The organism is Streptomyces sp. NPDC053560, assembly GCF_044544605.1.
Lineage (GTDB): Bacteria > Actinomycetota > Actinomycetes > Streptomycetales > Streptomycetaceae > Streptomyces.
Genome location: NZ_JBITXI010000013.1, coordinates 185,945 through 205,735, shown reverse-complemented (window position 1 = coordinate 205,735; position 19,791 = coordinate 185,945). Strand labels below are relative to the sequence as shown.

The 19,791-nt window shown below is 70.1% G+C and carries 18 protein-coding genes and 3 pseudogenes; 10 read left to right on the top strand and 11 right to left on the bottom strand.

Annotation, left to right across the window (positions count from 1 at the left end):
- Nucleotides 1–265: 265 nt before the first annotated feature.
- A complete protein-coding gene (locus ACIGQF_RS29345; protein ID WP_399716236.1) occupies nt 266–1,540 on the top strand; it encodes a hypothetical protein in 1,275 nt (424 codons plus the stop codon).
- Between the two features lie 112 nt (nt 1,541–1,652).
- Here ACIGQF_RS29345 and ACIGQF_RS29340 read toward each other — a convergent pair whose 3' ends face one another.
- The 3 genes from ACIGQF_RS29340 to ACIGQF_RS29330 all read right to left on the bottom strand — a co-directional run bounded on the left by ACIGQF_RS29340 (nt 1,653) and on the right by ACIGQF_RS29330 (nt 2,866).
- Nucleotides 1,653–1,919: a hypothetical protein gene (locus ACIGQF_RS29340; RefSeq protein WP_399716233.1), complete on the bottom strand. Its 267-nt coding sequence runs from the start codon at nt 1,917–1,919 to the stop codon at nt 1,653–1,655.
- Between the two features lie 23 nt (nt 1,920–1,942).
- Nucleotides 1,943–2,218, bottom strand: a complete 276-nt coding sequence (locus ACIGQF_RS29335; RefSeq protein WP_361551103.1) for a hypothetical protein — start codon at nt 2,216–2,218, stop codon at nt 1,943–1,945.
- A gap of 216 nt (nt 2,219–2,434) precedes the next feature.
- Nucleotides 2,435–2,866, bottom strand: coding sequence for a nuclear transport factor 2 family protein (locus tag ACIGQF_RS29330; RefSeq protein ID WP_399716517.1), 432 nt, complete (start codon nt 2,864–2,866; stop codon nt 2,435–2,437).
- 144 nt (nt 2,867–3,010) lie between these two features.
- Here ACIGQF_RS29330 and ACIGQF_RS29325 point away from each other — a divergent pair, with 144 nt between their 5' ends.
- A complete protein-coding gene (locus ACIGQF_RS29325; protein WP_399716230.1) occupies nt 3,011–3,580 on the top strand; it encodes a PadR family transcriptional regulator in 570 nt (189 codons plus the stop codon).
- Between the two features lie 13 nt (nt 3,581–3,593).
- Here the strand turns inward: ACIGQF_RS29325 and ACIGQF_RS29320 are convergent.
- Nucleotides 3,594–4,166, bottom strand: a pseudogene (locus ACIGQF_RS29320) (FadR/GntR family transcriptional regulator); the annotation flags it as partial.
- Here ACIGQF_RS29320 and ACIGQF_RS29315 point away from each other — a divergent pair.
- The 3 genes and pseudogenes from ACIGQF_RS29315 to ACIGQF_RS29305 form a co-directional block, all read left to right on the top strand.
- Nucleotides 4,146–4,445: pseudogene (locus ACIGQF_RS29315) on the top strand (VOC family protein); the annotation flags it as partial. The pseudogenes ACIGQF_RS29320 and ACIGQF_RS29315 sit on opposite strands and share 21 nt — an antisense overlap.
- 101 nt (nt 4,446–4,546) lie before the next feature.
- Nucleotides 4,547–5,059 (top strand): hypothetical protein, encoded by a 513-nt coding sequence (locus ACIGQF_RS29310; RefSeq protein WP_399716228.1) that lies wholly within the window; start codon nt 4,547–4,549, stop codon nt 5,057–5,059.
- Between the two features lie 100 nt (nt 5,060–5,159).
- On the top strand, nt 5,160–6,119 hold the full coding sequence (locus ACIGQF_RS29305) for a hypothetical protein (RefSeq protein ID WP_399716225.1): 960 nt from the start codon (nt 5,160–5,162) through the stop codon (nt 6,117–6,119).
- A gap of 181 nt (nt 6,120–6,300) precedes the next feature.
- On the opposite strand, the gene ACIGQF_RS29300 is transcribed toward ACIGQF_RS29305, so the two are convergent.
- From ACIGQF_RS29300 to ACIGQF_RS29285, 4 genes are read right to left on the bottom strand one after another with little or no spacing between them, the layout of a single operon-like run.
- Entirely contained in the window at nt 6,301–7,737 is a 1,437-nt protein-coding gene (locus tag ACIGQF_RS29300) for an MFS transporter (RefSeq protein ID WP_399716223.1), read from the bottom strand.
- The gene (locus ACIGQF_RS29295; protein WP_399716221.1) at nt 7,734–9,419 is read right to left on the bottom strand and encodes an amidohydrolase; all 1,686 of its coding nucleotides are present in this window, start codon (nt 9,417–9,419) and stop codon (nt 7,734–7,736) included. The genes ACIGQF_RS29300 and ACIGQF_RS29295 overlap by 4 nt, the downstream gene beginning before the upstream one ends.
- Before the next feature lie 7 nt (nt 9,420–9,426).
- Entirely contained in the window at nt 9,427–11,115 is a 1,689-nt protein-coding gene (locus tag ACIGQF_RS29290; protein ID WP_399716217.1) for an urease subunit alpha, read from the bottom strand.
- On the bottom strand, nt 11,112–11,690 hold the full coding sequence (locus ACIGQF_RS29285; protein ID WP_361551133.1) for an urease subunit gamma: 579 nt from the start codon (nt 11,688–11,690) through the stop codon (nt 11,112–11,114). Before ACIGQF_RS29285 ends, ACIGQF_RS29290 begins: the two co-directional genes overlap by 4 nt.
- A gap of 128 nt (nt 11,691–11,818) precedes the next feature.
- Here ACIGQF_RS29285 and ACIGQF_RS29280 point away from each other — a divergent pair, with 128 nt between their 5' ends.
- From ACIGQF_RS29280 to ACIGQF_RS29260, 5 genes are all read left to right on the top strand, one after another.
- Nucleotides 11,819–13,039 carry a PucR family transcriptional regulator gene (locus ACIGQF_RS29280; protein WP_399716214.1) on the top strand — a complete coding sequence of 407 codons (1,221 nt, stop codon included), beginning with the start codon at nt 11,819–11,821 and terminating at the stop codon, nt 13,037–13,039.
- A 35-nt stretch (nt 13,040–13,074) separates the two neighbouring features.
- Nucleotides 13,075–13,545, top strand: coding sequence for a hypothetical protein (locus tag ACIGQF_RS29275; RefSeq protein ID WP_399716211.1), 471 nt, complete (start codon nt 13,075–13,077; stop codon nt 13,543–13,545).
- Nucleotides 13,542–14,006 carry a MerR family DNA-binding transcriptional regulator gene (locus ACIGQF_RS29270; RefSeq protein WP_399716208.1) on the top strand — a complete coding sequence of 155 codons (465 nt, stop codon included), beginning with the start codon at nt 13,542–13,544 and terminating at the stop codon, nt 14,004–14,006. The genes ACIGQF_RS29275 and ACIGQF_RS29270 overlap by 4 nt, the downstream gene beginning before the upstream one ends.
- A gap of 12 nt (nt 14,007–14,018) precedes the next feature.
- Entirely contained in the window at nt 14,019–14,885 is an 867-nt protein-coding gene (locus ACIGQF_RS29265; protein ID WP_399716206.1) for a ribonuclease BN, read from the top strand.
- A gap of 154 nt (nt 14,886–15,039) precedes the next feature.
- Nucleotides 15,040–15,309 carry a hypothetical protein gene (locus ACIGQF_RS29260; protein ID WP_399716203.1) on the top strand — a complete coding sequence of 90 codons (270 nt, stop codon included), beginning with the start codon at nt 15,040–15,042 and terminating at the stop codon, nt 15,307–15,309.
- Between the two features lie 36 nt (nt 15,310–15,345).
- Here the strand turns inward: ACIGQF_RS29260 and ACIGQF_RS29255 are convergent, their stop codons facing one another.
- From ACIGQF_RS29255 to ACIGQF_RS29245, 3 genes and pseudogenes are all read right to left on the bottom strand, one after another.
- The gene (locus ACIGQF_RS29255; RefSeq protein WP_399716201.1) at nt 15,346–17,787 is read right to left on the bottom strand and encodes a LuxR C-terminal-related transcriptional regulator; all 2,442 of its coding nucleotides are present in this window, start codon (nt 17,785–17,787) and stop codon (nt 15,346–15,348) included.
- A gap of 208 nt (nt 17,788–17,995) precedes the next feature.
- Nucleotides 17,996–18,128, bottom strand: a pseudogene (locus ACIGQF_RS29250) (DUF4440 domain-containing protein); the annotation flags it as partial.
- 529 nt (nt 18,129–18,657) lie between these two features.
- A complete protein-coding gene (locus ACIGQF_RS29245) occupies nt 18,658–19,623 on the bottom strand; it encodes an alpha/beta hydrolase (RefSeq protein ID WP_399716514.1) in 966 nt (321 codons plus the stop codon).
- Nucleotides 19,624–19,791: the final 168 nt, after the last annotated feature.

Below are 19,791 nucleotides of genomic sequence, written 5' to 3'. Positions count from 1 at the left end.
GCACCAGGAGCAGGAAGGCGCCGGCAAGGCAGCCGTTCCGAACCGTCGGGCGGCAGCCCGTGGCGTGCCGGCTCAGGAGTCCGCACCGGTCTCGTCGCGTGGCGGGAGCCCCTCGGTGGTCGCGCTCACGGCGCTGCAGCGTACGGCGGGCAATGCTGCCGTGAGCCGGTTCGTAGGAGGGTTGCGGGGCCGTTCGGAGACCGCCGCACGGGAGCCACGGGGCCGCTCGGAGGCCACTGCGCACGCCCCGCGCTCCGCGGGCCCCGTGGTGCAGCGTGCTCCCGCGGACGACCTGGTGCACGACCCGAAGGCGTTCCTGTCGACCTCCGCCCTCGCCCTGGATTTCACGCTGGGTATGCAGAGCCGGACAGGTGGGCTGCCCCTGGACCACCACGCCTTCGTCAGCCGGATGGGCAAGTGGAATCGGCACTGGTTCGTTCTCGTACCGGACGCTCGGCGCGCGAAGGAGGGCAGGCCCTCGTATCTGCTGACTCCGGCCGTGGAGAAGTACGTGCAGGCCTTCGGTGACACCGATGATCTGCTCGCCCCGCTCTCCGGACACCGGGATCTGCCCCCGGTGCTGCCCGATCAGGCCTACCTGTCGTCGTTCTACATCCCCTACCTGAGCGGGCGGACCGCGGCCCCGGACACTTCCGTGGGCCATTCGCAGATTCCCAAGGACGCCGGGAAGCAGGGGCACGGTTCGGAGTTCGTGTTCACCGCCACAATGAACGGTTGCGCCTTCGCCCTCACCGGTGACGCCCAGGACGACCGCTTCACCGCATGGCATTACCAGTCCCCCTCCAGCCTGGGCAACCGCGACCACGCCCGCGACTTCCGCCGCGACCGCCGGCCTTCGGACTGGTTCGGTACGGAGGAGTACGAGAGCCCCGAGCAGGAGGGGCTGTTCGAGACGACGAACATGCTGTGGAACGGCCCGGCGGGTTGGGAGGTACTCAGCCAGGAGACCGCTGTCTCCGCGCACGACATGAGCGATGCCCGCATCGCGGCGTTCCGCAGCCGCCCCCTCCACATGGGCCCGGGACAGGAGGCCGCGTACACCCTCCGGATCTACACCGGGCTGGCGCAGACGCAGCTCCAGAGGTTCATGAGGTCGCTCGACCAGGCGCGTAACAGTGCCGGGAACAGCGAGCAGCTGCGAACGCTGGAGAAGCACGTCTTCAAGCCGCTGGAGATCACCATGGCGGCGGAGCCTCTGGAACTCGCGGGCGCCGGCACCGCCGACTTCCCTGCGTTCGTCGGCATCGCCGTACGCCTCAAACAGCAGCGCGCGGAGACTCTTGAAAAGGTCCAGGAGTGGCTCGCGGCGCATCAGGAGGACGCCGCCATGACGCATGACGGCGGCCTCCTCAATCGCCGTACCGGCGCGGACAAACTCCAGTACCGGCGCGACAAGATCGCTGTTCTGATCCGCGAGTTCTCCGACCACGCATGGATCAACGGCCTCCTGGAGGAGGCGACGGATCATCCTGCCGCCTCTCGGGATGAAGCAGCCGGAGCTGCCACTTCTCCCGCGTGAGCGATCCGTGTGAGTGACCCGCGTGGCTGAACCGCGTGAGTGAACCGCGAAGGAGCCGATCAAGCAGTCAGCAGGTAGCCGGTCAGGCAGGCGGCCGATGGCCGGCAGCCGGTCAGCCGAGCCAGAGGAGGTCCGTTACGCGCAGCTCACGCAGCTCGGGGTGCATGGCGTAGCTGATCAAGACCGGTAGGCGGTGTACGTCGACGTTGTGGCGGCCGTCCCCCATCGGCAGGCCGGGAAGCGGCTTGTCCGCATCGGCTGCGGCGCCGGCCTCAAGCGCGAGCGCGCGAACGAATCGCACGAGCTGGTCGTGCAGCTCGTGATTGCCGCCCGTGCGCATCGCGTCCAGGACGCCCGCGGCTTCCTGGGTGAGCGACACACTCCAGCCCGGTGCGGGACTGCTCACTCGTCACCGCCGACCGGGTGGGGCAGCGAGACCAGGCCGTGGCCGGCGGCGGCGTCGGCCAAGCGCTGTTGGCGACCGGGCTGCTGGTCGAACATCGCTTCCATCCACCACTTCCGCAGGGTGGCGTTGAGGGGCTCGCCCTCCTCCGCCTGACCGATCTCGGCATAGAAGGCCATGCGCTTGGCACCGGCGAGAGCGTCGGCCACGGCGTCGATGGTGTGCGGGAGCGGGCGGACCCTGGGATCAGCGGGGTGTTCGGGCTGGGCGCTCATGATGTCCTCATGTCCTCCAGGCAGGCGTCGCTGTAAACCGTACGCGGTCGTGGCGCGGTGAGGGGAGCGATACGGCGGCTTCGCCACAGCACTCCGTACTGAGTTGCTTTTCACCCCAGAGATACCGAGTGGGTGTTCACCGCCGCGTCGATCGGTGCCTAGCCGCGTCGACCGGTGCCCCGACGCGGCCTGAGCGGCGGGGCGGTCGGTCGCTGCCTACTGCCCAGAGGGTGCCGGTACGAGTCCGTCCTCGACCAGGCCGGCGAGGACGGCCTCGCTGAGTGCGTGCACGGCGGACTGGGGGCGCACCATGACGGTGAACTCCTTGATCCGGCCGTCGTCGTCGAAGTGCAGCAGATCCACGCCGTGGATCTCCTTCCCGCCCGCCTTGGCGCGGAAGAGCAGTACGGCGGAGTCGGCGGACGAGCCGTCGGTGCTGGTCTGCGCGGTGCCCGTGTAGTCGCCGATGTAGCGGAAGTCCTCGAACGTACGCAGCAGGACGCCGAAGAGGCCCAGCACCATCGGCTTGCCCTCGAAGGGGGTGAACTTCACCGGGCTGTAGAAGCGGATGTCGTCCGTGAACAGGTCATCCAGCGCCGCGTGGTCACGGCGGTCCACAGCAGCACGGAAACGGTCGGCAGGGGTCATGGCGTGCTCGCCCTCCATACTCTCCACCCTCACTCTTCGTACCTACTCATGATTAGGATTAGTCATTTTCATGAGTATCATGGATCCTGAGCCCGGGACAGAGGGACGGGACAGTCGAAACAGTGGGATGAAGAAGGCGATCCGATGGCGCTCAGGCACGCCGTGCTGGTGGCACTGCTCGACGAGGAGCTCAGTGGTTACCAGCTGGCGAAGGCATTCGATCTCGGCGTGGCGAACTTCTGGCACGCACAGCCGCAGCAGCTGTACGCCGAGCTCACCCGCCTGGAAAGGGACGGGCTGATCGCCGGCCGCGAGGTGGTTCAGGAGGCCCGGCCGAACAAGCGCCTGTTCCACGTCACCGAGGCAGGGCTGGCTGAGCTGGAAGGCTTCACGGCCGCGTCGGCGAAGCCCTCCTTCGTCCGTGACGACCTGCTCGTCAAGGTGCAGGCTGCCGACCATGTCGACACCGATGCGCTGATCGGGCAGCTCTCCGAGCGCGCCACCTTCGCCCAGGCCAAGATCGACCTCTTCGGCAAGCTGTTGCGCGGTATGCGCCAGGACCGTACGGAGGAGGAGTTCCTGCGGGACGGCGACCGCATCGGGCCGTATCTGACGTGCTTGCGCGGTCTGGCCTTTGAGCAGGGCAATCGTGAGTGGTGCGAACGCACCATCACCGTGCTGAGGGGGAGGCGGCAGGCCCGGGCCCGCGATTGACACGGGCCCGCGGTCACATCGCCTGGAGCTGGGCCAGCGTCTGCTTCAGCTCTTCGCGCAGCGTCCGCCCAGCCGCTTCGGCGTCTCCCCTGGCGATGGCGGCCACCAGGGCGGCGTGCCCTTCGTCGCCATGATTCGAGTCGCCGGACCGCAGGTCGAGCAGCTCCACCAAGTCGACCAGACCCTGCCGCAGTACGGGGGCGAACTCGTCGAACAGGCCGGTGAGTACGGGGTTGTGGGCCGCGGCGACCACAGCTCCGTGCAGGGCGATGTCGGCATCGACGAATTCGGCGTTTCTGGCGTTCGCGGCCCGGCGGCGTTGGGGCAGGGCCGCGTCGAGAGCGGCGAGGTCGTCGTCGGTGCGGCGCTCCGCGGCCGTCTGGGCGGCTTCGACTTCGATGAGCATCCGGACTTCGTAGACATCGGCGATGGCTGCCCGACGGAGCCGGGTGGGCCAGTCCTCTTCGGGCTCAGTGGCGATGACGAAGACGCCGGCGCCCTGCCGCGCCCGCACCAGACCGGCCCCGGCCAGGGCGCGCAGCGCCTCCCGCACGGTCGAACGGCCCACACCGAGGGCCTCGGCGAGGTCGGCGAGTACCAGTGGCTGCCCGTGGTCTCGCCCGAGGACCCCGACGGCACCGAGCTCGTACTGGAGCCGGACGTCCACCCCGCCGTTCGGCCGTACAAGGAGGCGCTGGCCAAGGACGGCATCCCCTTCACCTCCTTCGCCGTGGAGGACGTCCACAGGGAGTACGCCCGCCTGCGCGAGCTGGGGGTGGAGTTCACCCAGGAACCGACCGAGATGGGGCCGGCCACCACCGCGGTACTGGACGACACCTGCGGCAACCTCATCCGGATCGAGCACATGAACCGAGCCCCCGGCTCAACACCGCTGACCTCCGACGTCCCCCGACAAGATCTCGGAAACGGGAGAGCCGGGGGGCGGCTGTTCGGCATGCTGGGGGCATGAGTGACATCGGGGACGCACTGTGGAACGCGGATGTGAGTACGTCCGACTACAGCCAGGCCAAAGAGCACTACCGGCAGGCGATACTCGAGCAGTACAAGCTCTGCGTGGAGATGGCCGATCGGGTCAGTGCGCGGCGCAACCTCACCAACACCTTCTTTCTGTCCTTGAACAGCGCTGTCGTGGCGATCGTGGCGATGGTTCCGACCAGTCGGCTGGCTCGGATGTCGGACTGGGTGCTGCTCTCCGGGCTGCTCATCCTGCTCGCCCAGTGCGCGGCGTGGTGGGTCATGGTCCGCTCGTACCGGCAGCTCAACGCCGCCAAATACGCGGTGATCGGTGCCTTCGAGGAGAAACTGCCGGCCTACGCGTACTCCCGGGCCGAGTGGGGAGCCCTGGGGGAAGGGCGGGACTGGCGGAAGTACGTGCCGCTGACCCATGTCGAGCAATGGGTCCCTGCCATCTTCTCGGTGTCGTATCTCGTGGCCTTCGCCGCGATCGTCGCCACGTGAACCATCGGAGGCAGTATCGGGGGCAGTAGATGCCGTAACCGGAGCTGGCGGGAACGTAGTTGGTGGACCGGCGTTGCGTGAGCGCGCTATGTTCACGCTCATGCGTGGGCGAAAGCTGTGGCGGGGGTTACGGGGGCACGGCGTCTTTCTTCTCGTCGGCGTCGGGGTGCTCGTGTACTTGGGCATTCAGCTGCTGATCCTGCACCAGCGGAACGGCTTCTACTTCGACCCGATGACCTTCGGCCGCCCGCTGATCTTCCTGGCTTGGGTCGCGATTCCGATCGCGCTGACCTGGGGGCGCTACCGGCGGTCCGCGGAGACGAAGCCGTACCACGAGGTCGTCGGACCACTGGTGGGCTCGCGGGAGGAATACTGCCTCGTCCTGCGGCCGTTCGGCAGCGACGGCGAGGTCGTACTCCCCCACGCGTGGTTCGGCGCCTCGACCATGGAGCAGATCGTCGCCCGGGCCACCCGCAAGAGCCTGAAGATGCAGACGTACGCCCTGGTCGACCAGGACCGCCGGCTCGCGCCACCGGGGCCCCGGTGGATGCGTTCGCCGCACGACCAATGGCAGACCGCGGTGCGTACGCTCATCCGCCGGGCCCACTCGATCGTGCTGATCCTGCCGCCCGGGCAGGGCATCCGGGAAGCTCTCAAGTGGGAGATCGAGCAGATCACCCAGCACGGTCTGCAGACCCGGCTGACGGTCGTACTGCCGCCTGCACGGCTCCACAAGGCCGACTACTCGCGGGCCTTCACCGACGCCTGCGTGATCATGGCTGCGATGGAAGGGTTCGCCGGTTCCATCGACGACGTGAACTCTCTCCTGGTGCATCAGCTGGAGTTGACGCTGCACGAGCGCACGCAGATCGTCAAGTACTGCCGCACGACGCCCCACGAACTCGCCCACCTGCGGTGGTGGTTCCCGACGAAACGGCTCCGCCGCAAGGAGTCGATGCGCTTCTTCCAGCGGACGCTGGCCACCGCGCTGCAGACTACCGAGCAGGAGCTGTCGGGCCTGAGCTTCGAGTCCCGTTACCCGTGGCGGTCGTCCCCCTAACGCCGCCCCTATGGCTCTGCCCCCTCGCCGTCGTCTTCGTAACAGAACACGGCAGCCGGCTGCGCAAGCAATGCAGTGCGGTACAGAGCACTGCAGAGCAGTGCAGTGCAAATGCGCAGCCGGCTGTCGGCGTGCCAACGGGGCAGGTGGCAGGTGGTGGGTAGCCCGGCCCCGGAGTACGTCACTCGGTGGGTGACGTACTCACCACGTCGTCCCGTACGCGCAGTCGCTCGCCCAGGAGGCCGCCCAGTGCGGTGAGCAGGGAGATGATCACCAGCAGGAGGGCCGCGGGCCAGGAGGTGGATCCGCCGGCCGCGTCCAGCAGTGCGGTGGCGAGGAAGGGGAGGAAGCCCGTCAGCGCGCCCGCGAGGTTGTAGGCCAGGGCCACGCCGCTGTAGCGCAGGTTCGCCGGGAACAGTTCGGTCAGCAGTGCGCCGGAGACCGCGTACGTCACCGCGATGAGACCGATGCCGAGTGCGATGGCGAGGACGACCACCCCCGGGTTCTCCGTGTCGATCAGCCAGTACAGCGGGAAGGCGCACACGGCCGTGATGAGGCCGCCCCACACGGTGACCCGGCCGGGGCCGATGCGCTCGGCCAGTCGGCCCATGGCGAGGATGACGACAATCTCCACCCCGGCCGCGACCAGCGTCGCGTTGACCATCAGGCTCTTGGGCAGGCCCAGGGTGCCGGTGCCGTAGCTGATGACGAAGGTGGTGAGCAGGTAGAAGCCGCCGACGCCGAGCAGTGCGGAGGCGATGGCCACCAGCAGCCGGCCCCACGCCTTCCGGAACACCTCCAGTGCGGGCACCTTGGCGCGCTGGTCCTGCCGGAGGAGTTCGTCGAACAGCGGTGATTCCTCGACCTTGCGCCGGATGTAGAAGGCGATGGCGGTCAGGGGGAAGGCGAGCAGGAAGGGCAGGCGCCAGCCCCAGGAGTCGAAGGAGGCGGACGGCAGCATCAGTACGAGCGCGAAGGCGCCGGAGGACATCAGTGTGCCGACCGGGGAGCCCACCTGCGGGAGTACGGCGTAGCGGCCACGCTTCTCCGGCGGCGCGTGCTCGACGGCCAGGGTGACCGCGCCGCCCCACTCGCCGCCGACGGCGATGCCCTGGAGGAGGCGCAGCAGGACCAGCAGGAGCGGCGCGGCGATGCCGATGGTGGCGTAGCCGGGGAGTGCGCCGATGAGGCCGGTGGCGATGCCGATGCCGATCACGGTGATGAGCAGCGCGGGGCGTCGTCCGATGCGGTCGCCGAGCCAGCCGAACAGTACGGCGCCGACGGGGCGGGCCGCGAAGCCGACGCCGAAGGTGGCGAAGGCGGCCAGGGTGGCGGTCGCGGGGTTGAGGGAGGTGAAGAAGAGCCGGTCGAAGACGATGGCGGCGGCGGTGCCGAAGAGGAAGTAGTCGTACCACTCCAGCGTCGTGCCGACGAAGGCGGCGAAGGCCACGCGTCCGGCGTCCTTGCCGGTGACGACGGCGGTCGTGGTGCCGGAGGCAGGCTCGCCGGTGGCGCCGGCTGTGCTCCGTGACGGCTTGCCGGTGCCGTCGGCGGCACCCGGTGGGGGGTGGCCGGTCTCGTCGAGGTGGTTCATGAGGGGCTCCTTGGAGACGGTCACGCGGCGGAGCGTGCGGGGGCGGGTGCGGGGGGAGGTCCGGTGACGGAGGTGTGGTCCGTCAGGGTGCCGGCGCCGTGCACGCAGGCGCCCGCCACGAAGGTGGCCAGTACGTCGATGGCGCCGATGCGGCCGGCGTCCACGGTGGTGGGGTCCTCGGCCAGCAGCACGAAGTCGGCGTGTTTTCCGGGTGCCAGGCTGCCGCGGCGGTCCTCCTCGTGGCTCGTCCAGGCGGCGTCCAGTGTGTAGGCGCGGAGCGCCTGTTCGGCGGTCACCCGCTCGTCGGCGCCGAGCAGCAGGCCGTCGCGGCTGAGCCGCTGCACCATCGACTGCATGCCGAGCAGGGGGGCGCCGGGGGCGACCGGGCGGTCCGAACTGCCGGGGACGCGCAGCCCGTGGTTCAGGAAGGAGCGGTGCCGGTAGAGCCAGCCGATGCGTTCGGGGCCCAGTGCCTCGGCCATGGTGTCGCCCACGGCGTGCAGGAAGTGGGCTTGCGGTACGGGCACGACGCCGAGTGCGGCGTAGCGTTCGAGCTGGTCGGCGCGTACGACGCCGGAGTGCTCGATGCGGTGTCGTACGTCGGGTCGGGGCGCGGCGGTCTGGGCCTCGGCGAAGGTGTCCAGGGCGAGGTCGATGGCTTCGTCGCCGATGGCGTGGGCGGCGATGCGCCATCCGGCGCGGTGTGCGGCGACCATCAGGGCGCGCATGTCGTCGGGGTTGTCCTGGTAGACACCGCCGTGGTCGTGGCCGCACAGGGGCTCGGTGACGGCGGCGGTGCGGCCGATCAGGGAGCCGTCGAGCCACAGTTTCACCGGACCGATGCGGAGCCGGTCGTCACCGAAGCCGGTGCGCAGGCCCAGGTCGAGGCCGGTGGTGGTGTGGTCGTCGGCGTGTGCGGCGAGCGGGTGGAGGTTGTCGCCGGCGACCATCAGCTCGACGCGGACGGGCAGGGTGCCGCGCTCGCGGGCCAGCTGGTAGGCGGCGGCCTCGACGGGGCTGCGCCCGATGAGGCCGAGCCCGATGCCTGCCTCGGTGACGTGGGTGAGGCCCTCGGCGGTGTACGCGGTGGCTGCCTTGCCGAGGGCGCCGGCGAGGTTGTCGAGGGAGACGGGCAGGGTGAGCGAGGTGACGAGGTTCTGTGCCCGTTCCTGCAGCAGTCCCGTGGGGGTGCCGTCGGCCTCGCGTACGACGACGCCGCCCTCCGGCTCGGGCGCGGTGCCGTTCAGTGCCCCGGTCCGGTCGAGTACGGCGCTGCTGACGGTGCACATGTGGCCGGAGCGGTGCTTCAGCCAGACGGGTCGGCCGCCGCCGGCCCGGTCCAGTGCGATGCGGTGCGGGTGGCCGCCCATGACGGTGTCGTCGTAGCCGGCGCCGATCACCCATGCGTCGGCGGGGAGGGTGGCGGCGCGGGCGGCGACCGCGTCGTACAGCGCGTCCAGGGTGGCCGCGGCGGAGAGGTCCAGTTCGTCCAGCGACTGTCCGTACCAGGCCATGTGGTTGTGCGCGTCGGCGAAGCCGGGGACGACGGTCGCGCCGCGGCAGTCCAGTGTGGTGCGCGCCGGCAGGTGTGCGATGTCCTCGTCGAGGCCGACGATGCGGCCGGCCAGCACGCCGAGCGTGTGTGCGGTGGGCCGCTCGTCGTCGACGGTGCGGATGCGGGCGTGGGTGAGTTTCAGGTCGAGCATGCGTCCTTCAGGCCAGGTTCTGCAGCCGTGTGAGGGGGAGTTCGGCGGCGCGGTGAATGTCGACGGGGCGGCCGTCGACGAGGACGGAGTCGGGTGTGGTGGGCACCTGTACGTCGGGCACGGCGGTGTTGGCGATCATGTCGGCCCGGCTCAGGCCGCGGGAGTTGCGCAGCGGGGCGTAGCGCACGCCGCGCGGCAGGGCCTCGAAGGACTGCTTGTCGTCGAGGCACTGCTGCGAGACGAACACCGTGGACAGGCGGCGCGGTGCGGCACCCAGGCCGCCGAAGTACGGCTTCATCACACGCGGCTGAGTGAGCCGGGTGGAACCGGAGCCCGAGCCGGTCACGCCCCAGGCGACGAAGCCGGACTTCAAGACCAGTTCGGGCTGCGCGCCGAAGGTTGCGGGGCGCCAGAGCACCACGTCGGCGAGGCTGCCGGGGCGCAGTGAGCCGACGTCGGCGGCCATGCCGTGGGCGATCGCCGGATTCAGGGTGATCTTCGCGAGGTAGCGCAGCACCCGTGCGTTGTTGTTGACGTCGGGGCCCGTCTCCCCCGCCAGCATGGCCTGCACGTGGGCGAGTTGCCAGGTGCGGCGGGCGGTCTCGGCGATGCGGCCCATGCCCATGGAGTCGGAGTTGACGATGGAGATGGCGCCCAGGTCGTGCAGTGCGTTCTCGGCGGCGATGGCGTGCTCGCGCAGCCGGCTCTGTGCGATGGACAGGTCGCTGGGTACGTCGTGGTGGCCGCGGTGCACCGTCAGCGTCATGGGCAGCAGTTCGGCGGCGGTCGCCGGTGTCAGCGGCAGGGTGGGGGTGGTGGAGGAGGTCAGCACGTGCGGCTGGGAGACGATCTCCAGCAGGTCGGGGTGACCGCCACCGCCCTCCACGTGGTACGCGTGCACGGTCCGGCCGCCGGTCGCGTCGAGGGTGTCGGCGAGGTAGCCGGACTCATTGAGGGTGTCGGTGTGCAGGGCGACGGGCAGGTCCGCCTGCTCGGCGACGCCGAGGCAGGTGTCCACGATGCGCGGGGTGGCGCCCCAGTCCTCATGGATCTTGAAACCGCCGGCCCCGGCCAGTACGGCGCGCTCCAGCAGCTCCTGCGAGGAGCTGGAGCCGCGGGCCAGGAAGGCGACGTTGATGGGTGCGTCGCGCCAGCCCTCGATGAGGCTGTGCAGGTTGTACGCCGGGTTCGCGCCCACGTCCCAGACACCGCCGATACCCATGCCCACCAGCGAGGTCACGCCCGCCGACAGCGCCGCGGGCACCACTTCGGGGCTGGAGAGGTGTACGTGTGAGTCGACCACACCGGGGGTGGCGATGAGCCCTTCGCCGGTGATCATCGCGGTGTGGGAGTCGACGACAAGCTCTACACCGTCGGTGGTTTCGGGGTTGCCCGCGCGGCCCACTCCGACGATCCGGCCGTCCTTGATGCCGATGTTGGTCTTGCGGATGCCGATCAGCGGGTCCATGACCAGTACGCCGAGGACGACCATGTCCAGGGCGCTCTCCCGCGGTGCGCGGGAGGCGACGAGCAGGCCGTCGCGGGCGGTCTTGCCGCAGCCGCCCAGCAGCTCCTCGCCGGGCTCGGTGTCGTCCGCCTCGACACGCACCCACAGGTCGGTGTCCGCGAGACGTACCCGGTCACCGGTGGTCGGGCCGTACAGCGACGCGTACGCGCGCCGGTCCAGGGTGCTCATCGGCTGCCTCCTCGTGCCACGATCTCGACGTCCCGCGTCTCGCCCGCCGCGAACGCGGCCGAGGTGCCGGCCGGGATGTCCAGCCGGTGACCGTGCGCGGCCTCGCGGTCGAAGACGAGGGCGTTGTTGGTCTCCTCCAGCGGGAAGTGCGAGGAGACCCAGACCGTGCGCGGGCCCTGGTTGGTGACCGTCAGTGTCCGGCGCGGACGGTCGGGCGCCAGCTCGACGGCGCCGTCGGCGGTCAGTACCGCGCCAGGGCCTGCGGGCTCGGCCGGGCCGAACGGTTCGGGGATGTGCACCAGTGAGGTGCCGTGCGGGAAGAGCGCCTCGACCTGGATGCTGGGCACCGCAGCGGCCACGCCCGGCAGCAGTCGGTCGCGGGGTACGACACCCGGCGCCGCGGCGACGACCTCCTCCAGCGGCAGGCCGTCCCAGGCCATCTCCAGCACCTCGTCACACACCAGTGCCGTCGCTTCGGTGGCGCCCAGCAGCGCACCGCGGGCCAGCCGCCTGCGGGCCAGCTCGGCAGCGGAGAACAGCAGCAGACGCTCCTGCTCGCGTGGTGTCAGATGCATTGGGCAATTCCCCTCAAGATCACGTCTGCCGTGGTCGGTGAATCCCGGGCGTGATCAGCAGAATGCCTGGTGAAACCGTACTTGAACAATGGTGGAATGCTTCGGGTTCACCGCCGCATAATGGGCAGATGCACAATCCATCCGGGTGGCCCACCGATCACCGCATGCACGCGCCCGTGCCGCCGGTGCTCCGTACCCTCGCCCGGGACTGCCTCGACGACCTCGACACGCTCGTCGAGCGCTACGTCGACGAGGTCGCGCTGCTGGACAACTACGAGGACGTCGTCGACCGGACGGACCTGCGCGACACCGGCCGTACCTGCTACGAAATGCTGCTCCGCCTCATCGGCGGTCTGCCCGTACCGGACGACCTGCTGCTCACTCCCGTACGGCTCGGCCGCCGCCGCGCCCATCAGGGCGTGCCGTTGGACCGGCTGCTGCAGGCGATCCGGATGGACTTCCGCGTGCTGTGGAACGCCTTCCTCGAACGCACGCCGGCCCCGGCCATGCCCGAGCTGACCGAGGGCGCCGTACGGGTGTGGGAGGCCGTGGAGTACCACACCGTCCATGCCCACGCCGCCTACCTCGACGAGGTCGCCGTACTGGCCCGCGAGCGCGCACGCGAGAAGGCCACGCTCATCGGCCGCCTGTTGTCGTCCGACGGCCGCGACCCTCAGTTGCTCGCCCAGACCGCGACGCTTTTGCAGGTGGACATCGCCTGCGACTTCGCCGTCGTCGTCGCGCCACCGGAGTCGCAGGCGCGACTGCGCGAGGCCATGGCCGCTCACACCACCGACCGCGGCACGCACCTGCAACAGCACCACGGCATGTTCGTCCTGATCACCGCGCTCCCGCCCGGCGCCGACGGGCCGCCCACGACGGCCTGGCTGGCGGGCGTACCGTGTGCCGTCGGCCCGGTCGCGCACGGCCTGGCGCAGGTACCCGACATGGTGCGGGTCACCGAGGCGATAGCCGCCGTCCTGGAACCGGCGACCTCCGGCCCGGTGACCCTCGCGGACTCCTGGATGCCCGTGGCCGTCGCCCGTCTGGGCCCCACTGCGGCCGTACTGGCCGACTCCGTTCTGGCCGGTCTGGAACCACTGCCCGCACACGAACGCGAGCGGCTCCTGGAGGCCGTCACCACCTACTGCGACACCGGCTCGGCGACCGCCGCCGCCCGTGAGCTGTACTGCCACCGCAACACCGTGCTGAACCGGCTGACGCGCTTCGCCGAGCTCACCGGCTACCGTCCCACGCGCCCCGCCGAGGCCGCCACGATCCTCTTCGCCCTGCACTGCGCCCGGCCCGCACGACGGCCGGGGCGCGTGGCGGGCAGTACGTCGGCTTGACCTTGCACCGCGGTGCAAGGTGCAGCGTTGCCCGCATGACACACCCGCGCACGACACACCCGAACCACCGCCCGTGGACCGGTCCCGCCCGGATCGGCGCCCTCTACGACCTCGCCGTCGCACCGGTCTTCGCCACTCCCTGGACCGCCCGGCTCGCCATCGAAGGACTGCGTTCCGTACACACCGCCCTTGGCCTGCCCGGTCCCCCACCCGACCACTTCGGACCGGAACACCTGCTGTTCGTCACGTTCTTCGGCGTACTGGTGACGATGTGGGCGGTGGTCCGCCTGGTGCGCGGCGACGCCGTGACCACGGCCGCCGACACCGCGGGCCGCATGGCCTTCGCCCTGCTGATGGCGGTGGCGATGGTCAACGGCGCGAGCACCGTGCTCACCGTGTTTCTCGCCGTCGAGACCGGCTTCCTGCTCGCACAGGGACGGCAGCTGATCCGGGCGAAGCAGCGCCACACACGTACGCCCCGCTTCCGGGAGACTGTGTCCCGATGACGACGACCATGACGTTGACGCCTGCCGAAGCCGCCCGCGCCGCCGGCGTGCCGTTGAGCACCCTGCGCTACTACGAGAGGCGTGGCTTCCTCGCCCCCGCACGCGATCCGCACTCGGGCTACCGCCGCTTCTCACGGCGCTCGCGAGCCTGGCCGACGGTGCGGCGGAGGGCGACTGCGCGTGTCCTGTCGAAGCAGCGCTGGCCGATATGGGAACGGATGCAGGGACCACCGCACAGCGGCCGGCGAACTCCCCAGCGATCTGCGTACGTTGCTGAGCGGGATGCGTCCGGTCACCGCTTGCCACTTGCCACTTGCCGCTTGTCGTTTGCCACTTGCCGCTTGTTGCTGCCGTCTTGTTGCTGCCGTCCGTTCACCCGCTGCGGGGGATGCCGGGCCGACGGGACTGCGGCTGAATGGAGGGCGGAGACCGCACAGGCTCTGGAACCCGGGTGGGCGTAGGGGGCGGCGGAGATGGCTGTTGTGTCTGCGGTCTCGGCCATACGCCGTTCGCTGCCCGGCATACGCCGCCTCGTACGCCGTCTCGCCGAGCAGTTGCGGAGCGTCAGCGTCCTCGACCTGTCGACCCGGCTTGCGGCGCAGGTGTTCCTGACCGCACTGCCCATGCTGTTCGTCATCGCGGCCTACTCCCCGCCAGAGGTGCGGGAGCAGCTGCGAACGTCGCTGCGTGACGTACTCGGCATCGAGGGTGTCGTTCTGGGGCAGGTCGAGCAGGTCTATGCGGGCAGCCAGCGGGGCTCGGGTGTGTGGGGAGTGGTGGGGGCGTTGCTGACGCTGGTCTCCGCCACGGCGCTCAGTCGGGTACTTCAGCGACTGTGCGAGCGCTCTTGGCACCTGCCGCACACGTCCGTGCGTACCTCGGTGTGGCGGTGGTTCCTGTGGTTGCTCGTGTGGAGCACCGCATTGGTGTTCCAGGGTGTGCTGCGCAATGGGTTCGGTGCAGGTACGTTGCTGGGCTTCCCCCTTCAAGTCGCCGCGGCGATGGGGTTGTGGTGGTGGACCCAGCATCTCCTACTTGCGGGCCGCGTCGGCTGGCTGCCGCTCCTTCCCGGTGCGTTGCTCACCGGGGCAGGAACGTCGGTGTTCGCCGCAACATCGGTCTTGTGGATGCCGCGTACGCTGCGGCGAAGTGTGGACCAGTTCGGACTGCTCGGGTCGGTCTTCACCCTCCTGTCCTGGCTGATTCTCTTCTGCACCACGGTGGTGGCAGGCATCGCCATCGGCTACCTGGTGGCCCATGAGCGGTCGGTCGGGCAGCGGCTCGGGCTTTCTGTGACGGCGATGGATGACCACGAACAATCGCCGCCCTCCGGCCGATGAGCCGATGGACCATGCACGGGACGGCTTGTTCTGCAGCCGTGGGGTGGTGACCTCACCCACGTGAGGTGATGTGTCCGCCGGATCGCGGACCGGAAGAATGGGCGACACAGCACGGCACAGCACAACACGGCATGGCCGCGGTGGAGGTGATGCCATGGGCGGGACCGAGCAGGCGGAAGGGCCGCGGGGCGGAGCCGGGTTCGAGATCCGCATTCGCGGCACGGTCGGCGAGGCCTTCAGGGAGGCGTTCGGCGACCTGACGGTCACCCGGCACCGTGCTGAGACGGTGCTGCGCGGGACGCGCCTGGACCAGGCCGCGCTCTACGGCATCCTCGACCGGATCCAGGCGCTGGGCCTCGAACTCATGGAAGTACGCCGCCTTCCGCCGACCGAGGAGCCGGGGGCTGCCTCGGGCGGCGGGTGAGCGACGGGCATGGGCTGGTGGTGTGGCCGGATGCCGTCACAGCAGTTCCCACTCGCGTGCGCGTCGGACCGCTGCCGAGCGCCGGGTCACGTCCAGCTTCCGGTACACGCTCTTGAGGTGCGTCTTGACCGTGTTGACCGACAGATACATCTCGGCGGCGATCTCCTCGGTGGTCATGGTCCGCGCCAGGTATTCCAGCACGTCGCGCTCCCGACCACTGAGCACTTGGCCCTTCGCCGCGCCCCGGCTCCCGGCGGACTCCGACGGGACCCTGCCGGGCTCGACCGCAACGGGCGCGCGACAGGGAGTGCCCGCCGGCCTCGGCAGTCCGTGCGCGGCGGTGCACGCCAGCCGTACCGTCCGCTCCAGCCCCTCGGTGGGCCACGGGCCCGGCACCGCCGCGCAGAGGTCGCGCACCGCCTCGACCGTGGGAGGGGCACCGTCCTCGCTCATGTCCGCCGTCTCGCCTGCAAGGCGGCGCAGGGCGACGACGGGAGGATCGTACGGCGGTATGCACAACGCCGCGTCGGCGCGGTCGAGTTCGTGCCGGGCCACCGCGGGCTCGCCGCGCGCGAGGTGAGACCAGGCACGCACCACGTGGAGTGCGGCCCGGGAACGGTCCGCCGGAGCCCACCCCCGCACCTCTGGGCGTTGCGCGCTCGCCGCCAGCTCGGCGGCGGTCCGCGTCCGTCCGCGCACCGTCGCGAGCAGAGCAAGGTCGATGAGGCAGTCGCGCCGCAGCGGACTGCTTTCGTGCGGACCGATGGCCTTCAGCGCCGCGAGCAGTGACCGCTCCGCCGACTTCAGCCGACCGCAGCGCAGTTCGGCGCTGCCACGTACGAAGTGTGTGAAGGCCCGCAGTTCCGCCCGGTGCTCGATGGTTTCTCCCGGAAGTCCGGCGCACAACTCATCGAACTCGGCCGCCGCAGCCAGCGCCCACGAAGGCTCGGTCGGGCCTTCCGCCACCATCGCCGCTGTGGCTGCCCTGGCTGCCCCCACTGCCATACGGATCACGCATCCCGTCAGGCGAGTGGTGCGGGGAACCGCCTTCCGGACTCCGAAGGGCAGCCCGGCAATCACCGCGTCGGCCTTCCGCAGGGCTTCGTAACACCCCTCAACGTCCCTCTGCGCGAGCGTCACCGCAGCCGCCAGCAACAGCACTTCGCACCCTCGCGCACTGTCCATGTCCGTGGCGGCGGCAGTGCCCCTGCCCGTTGCTGTAACCCTTTCCATGGCGGTGGCCGCGCTCTGCGAGAGGCGTCGGATCAGGTCATCGGACAGTGTCTCGCCGGTGAGCCCGAGGATTCGCCCGACCGCCAGCCGCTCGACCGCCACCTGGGCGACATACGCCGGATCGCCGGCGGCCAGGGCATGCCCCAGCGCCTCAGGCAGCAGATCATGCTCACCCAGCCAGTCGGCGGCCCGCCGGTGGAGCCGAGCGACGCGTTCCGGAGCTTCGTATCGCAGTCGCAGCAGAAGCACATCGCGGAACATCCGGTGGTACCGGTACCACCCCTCCCCCAGCGGATGCAGGAAGGAGTTCTGGCGTACCAGCACGGCGAACCGGCCATCGGCGTCCGCTCCGGCGACGGCGGCTGCCAGCTCCGCGTTCACCCGGTCCAGAATGCTCGTGACCAGCATCAGATGACGCATGGGGGCGGCTTGGACATCGAGTACTTCCTCGGCCAGATAGCTGACGACCGCCTCCTCGTCGCCGGTGAAGCGCCGCACGAAAGCTGCCGGGTCCCGGTGTCCGGCCATCGACATGGCCGCCAACCGCAGCCCCGCCGCCCAGCCCTCCGTACGCCGGGCGAGGCGCCGCACCGCCGAACCGGTGAGGGTGACATCGTGCTGAGCGAGCAGCGTCACGGTCTCCTTCTCTGTGAACGCCAGGTCGCCGGTGCGTAGTTCGGTCAGTTCGCCGGCGAGGCGACGGCGGTGGAGGTGCAGCGGCGGGTCCCTGCGCGCGACCACGATCAGCCGAACCATGGGGAACGCGTGCCTGAGCAGGAGTGTCACGTCTTCCGCCGCCGCCGAGCCCGGCGCCGGCTCGAAATCGTCCAGCACGATCACCACGGGCCCAGTGCGCCGCGCCAGGCCCTCCGCCACCCGGGCAGGCCAAGGGCGTCCGCCGGCAGCGCCGGTGGTGCCGGAGGGCGGCGCGGTGGCGGCGCCGCCTGCGTACGCGGGGCCCACCCCGACCTCCCGCAGCTTGGCGACCACACGCGGCCAGAAGACACCCGGCACCTCCTTTCCGCCGTCGCAGGTGACCCACACCACCGGTCCCGGCAGGGCCGAGGTGTGCGCCCACTCGGTGACGAGGGCGGTCTTGCCGGCGCCCGGCGGCCCCACCACCACGGTCAGGGGCCCGAGCACACCACGGGCGAGCCGGGACACCAGGTGGGGCCTGGGGATGAGCCACTCCGGCAGCGGAGGAAGGGAAGGGGCGCTTGCAGACTCACCCGTGGACTCGGCCATCGCGGCACCTCACTCTCGCGGCAGCGAAGCGGTACGCGGATTCGTGACAGTACGCGGTTCCTGACGGGCACGGCCACCACAGCGGCCGCGCCCTCTGGGACTCTTCTCGAACCGAACCCCTCACCCAGCAACTTCGCCGCGTTGGCGTAACGGTGAGCTTGTCACCGGGCTGTCAGCCGACCGAGCCGGCAAGGTGCCCTGGTGGAACCCCGATCTCGGTGAACTCCGGGTCCAGCAGGGCCAGAACTCGGTCCGGTGAAGCTCGCACCTCGGGGTCGAGAAGTCGCAGTTCCCCCCTCGATGGCCGCTCGCACCGCCCGCTCGTTCTCCTCGTCCGCCATGCGGTAACCCTACGGACCTACGGACATGCGGCAACTATCGTGTGGCGCACTGGGCAGTGCGCGGTGCGGAAGGCGATGTGATGAGGACGCGGACCCTGAGGTTCGGTTTGTATGCGGAGGGGGAGGGGCTGGCGTGGGTCAGGGGGCTCGTCGACGATGCTGTGGCTTCCCGGAGCGCTCGGGTCGTTGAGGGGACCGTTGCGCGAACGGTCTTCGGGAGCAAGATGGCGACCGCTGACGCCTACGACTTTCTGGCGGAGCAGTGGGGCTGGGAACACCCCGGTCAGGACAGTGGCGCGCGGGAACCGGTCGAGCTGAGCGTCCGTTTGGTGTGTTCCCTGCGGACGTGGCGCGCGATCCGCAAGACCGTGATCAGGTCCTTGTGTCCAGTGGGTATGACGGCTCATGTGTGTCGTGTGCCTTGGATGGCGGCCTGAGCCGGAACCGTTCGGGCGGGTGGTGGGGGCGCAAGCGACTCGCTCTCGCCAGCCCGTGCGTCGAAGAACCCCCGCTCCCCCACCACCCGATGTCATCCGTTCAGGATGCGGCGCAGCCAGCGGACGCGGGCGTGGCGGGCGTCGCGGGAAATGGTGGCATCAGGGGCCAGCTGGTCGAAGCCATGGAAGCCGCCCGGCCAGATGTGCAGTTCGGCATCGCCGCCCGCCTGCCAGATGCGGGTGGCGTACGTGACGGCCTCGTCGCGGAAGGTCTCGGCCGCGCCCGCGTCGATGTACGCGGGCGCCAGCCCCGACAGGTCCGTCGCCCGTGCGGGTGCCGCGTACGCCGGTACGTCCGGGGTACCGTACGCCGTACCCAGCAGCGCCGCCCACCCGACGCCGTTGTCATGACGGTCCCACAGCCCATGTCCCGCCATCTGCCGGGCGGAGACCGTGTCGTTGCGGTCGTCGAGCATCGGACACATCGCCAGTTGGCCGAGGATACGGGGGCCGTTGCGGTCGCGTGTCATCAGCGCCAGCGCGGCGGTGAGGCCGCCGCCCGCACTGCCACCGGCGACGACGATGCGCGCCGGATCGCCACCGAGCTGCGTGGCATTCCCGGCAACCCACCGCAGACCGGCATAACAGTCCTCGACGCCTGACGGGTAGGGGTGTTCGGGCGCGAGGCGATAGGCGACGGACACGACGATGAGCCCCAGCGGCTCCGCCCATTCGCGCAGGATCACGTCCAGTCCGGCACGGTTGCTGCCGCTGATCATCCCACCGCCGTGCACGTGGTAGACCACCGGTGCGTCCGCCGCCAGGCCGGCCGGGCGGGCGACGAGGAGGGAGACCTCCGGGGCCCCGGCGGGGCCGGGCACGCTCCTCTCGTGCACCTGGAAGGCTCCATCGGCGCGCAGCTCATCCAGGGTGGGGTCCGGGACCATCTCGGCCAGCCGCTTCCGCCATTGGGGAACCATGGCGGGATCCGACGGGAACGCGTCCCGCAAGTCGTCCATGCCGCTCAGCACGGAAGCCAGTTCAGGGGCGAAGCGCACCGGACGGAGTTCCGCCGCCCCGCTCGACCCGCTCTCCTCGCTCCGCACGGACGACGGTGTGTTGCTCATGTACGTATCTCCTGTGTCTTCCCGCAGGATTTCTCGTGTGTCTTCTCGTCTGTTGTCTCGTCTGTTGTCTCGTCTGTTGTCTCGAAACCGATGAAAGAC